The sequence below is a fragment of the Chitinophaga sp. genome, assembly GCF_036566945.1.
Classification (GTDB): Bacteria; Bacteroidota; Bacteroidia; order Chitinophagales; family Chitinophagaceae; genus Chitinophaga.
Window position 1 is genome coordinate 1 of sequence record NZ_DATCVJ010000266.1, and the last position, 1,559, is coordinate 1,559.

General features: G+C 44.8%; 2 protein-coding genes. Both read right to left on the minus strand.

Going from position 1 to position 1,559, the window contains the following annotated elements:
• Positions 1-756, minus strand: a 756-nt coding sequence (locus VIP81_RS07815) for an isoprenyl transferase (RefSeq protein WP_331958114.1), incomplete at its 3' end; no start/stop codon positions are given.
• 219 nt (positions 757-975) lie between these two features.
• The coding region (locus VIP81_RS07820) for a DUF6089 family protein (protein WP_331958116.1) at positions 976-1,559 on the minus strand (584 nt) is incomplete at its 5' end.

Sequence of the window (1,559 nt, forward strand, 5' to 3'; positions counted from 1 at the left end):
AATAATTTCTTCATTCTGCTGAATTTGTTCGCTTGTTTTGCCAAAGCGCCGTTCTCTGGTTTGGTAATTTAAGATGGCTTGGTAAAGATGTTCATTGCGGAAATCCGGCCAGCGGGTATCTGTAAAATACAGTTCCGCATAGGCCAGTTGATATAGTAGGAAGTTACTGATCCTGCATTCCCCACTTGTACGAATCATTAATTCGGGGTCCGGCAGGCCGGTGGTACAGAGATATTTTTCCCATACCTCAGGTGTAACAGCCGATGGGTCCAGGGCTCCATTTTTTACGTCCAGGGCTATTTTCCTGGCCGCATTCACGATTTCCCACCTTGCACTGTAGCTGAGAGCCATAATGAGATTGAGGCCGGTATTTTGGCTTGTAAGGGCTATTGCCTCCTCCATTTCCCGTTGGGCCTGAGGAGGTAACATATCCATGTCACCTATCACGCTCAAACGGATATTATTTTTTGATAACGTATTCACTTCCATACGGATCGTGTTTACGAGTAGTTCCATGATGCCATTAACTTCGTAAACCGGGCGGTCCCAGTTCTCGGTAGAAAACGCGTATAAGGTCAGATAACCTATCCCAAGTTCTGCACAGGTCTCCACTATATTTCGCACACTTTCTACTCCCTCGTGGTGCCCATACAGCCTGTCTTGTCCCCGCTCCTTTGCCCAACGGCCGTTCCCGTCCATAATAATGGCTATATGGCGCGGTAACCGTTGTAAGTCCAATTTATCCTTCAAGCTCATTTGTGTCAGGCGTATTATAACAGATTATAACAGATTTACTAAAAGGGTGCAAAGATACAAAAATAGAGTAATGACTTTTTTAGCAAAGCCCAAGAAGGTGTTTTAACGTAGTTTTAACAGCGAATTCAATACCAGTGGGGATTTTAGCAATTTCGGAGACCTATCAGGGCGGTTCGCAGGTATGGAAAGGCCGCCCGCAGAAAGTATTTTCTTCTTAAATTAAAATTTACAGTTGTAAGAAGTAAAAAGAATACTAATTGTTAGCTCAATTGTTAAAAATTGGTCCTTATCCCGGCTATTCCCGCGCTGCCGGCCCATCACCCCTATAGGCGTTCCCTTTACCCCGGATCTGTCCTGTAACTGCGATGCTACCGTTGGCTGCCCGTTAGATAAGGCAGGAAACGCAGCAGGGCCGGCGTAAGTAGTACTTACATCGTCCAGGTAATCTGTTTGGGTAAAACGATACAAAGCCTCCATGCCCACATTCACCTTTTTAGAAATATTATATTTAAAGCCCCCACCTATTAACCAGGCATAAGATACCAGGCTATAGGGCTTGCGGTCCGGATACAGGGCTGTTCCCTGTCCCTCGGTACGCATGGGCTGTAAAAAATATTTCACGCCGCCAAGATAAGTATAAGGGTTATAATAAAAAATACTGGCTCCTCCGGTGAGATAGGGAGAAAACCGCTCATACAAGCTGCCGGGCTCAAACCGGAAAAAATTAAAGTCTCCCTGAAGAGACAACTCAAATAAATTAGTATTGAAACTGAGGTTGCGGCGATTTTGAAATTCATTTTTGT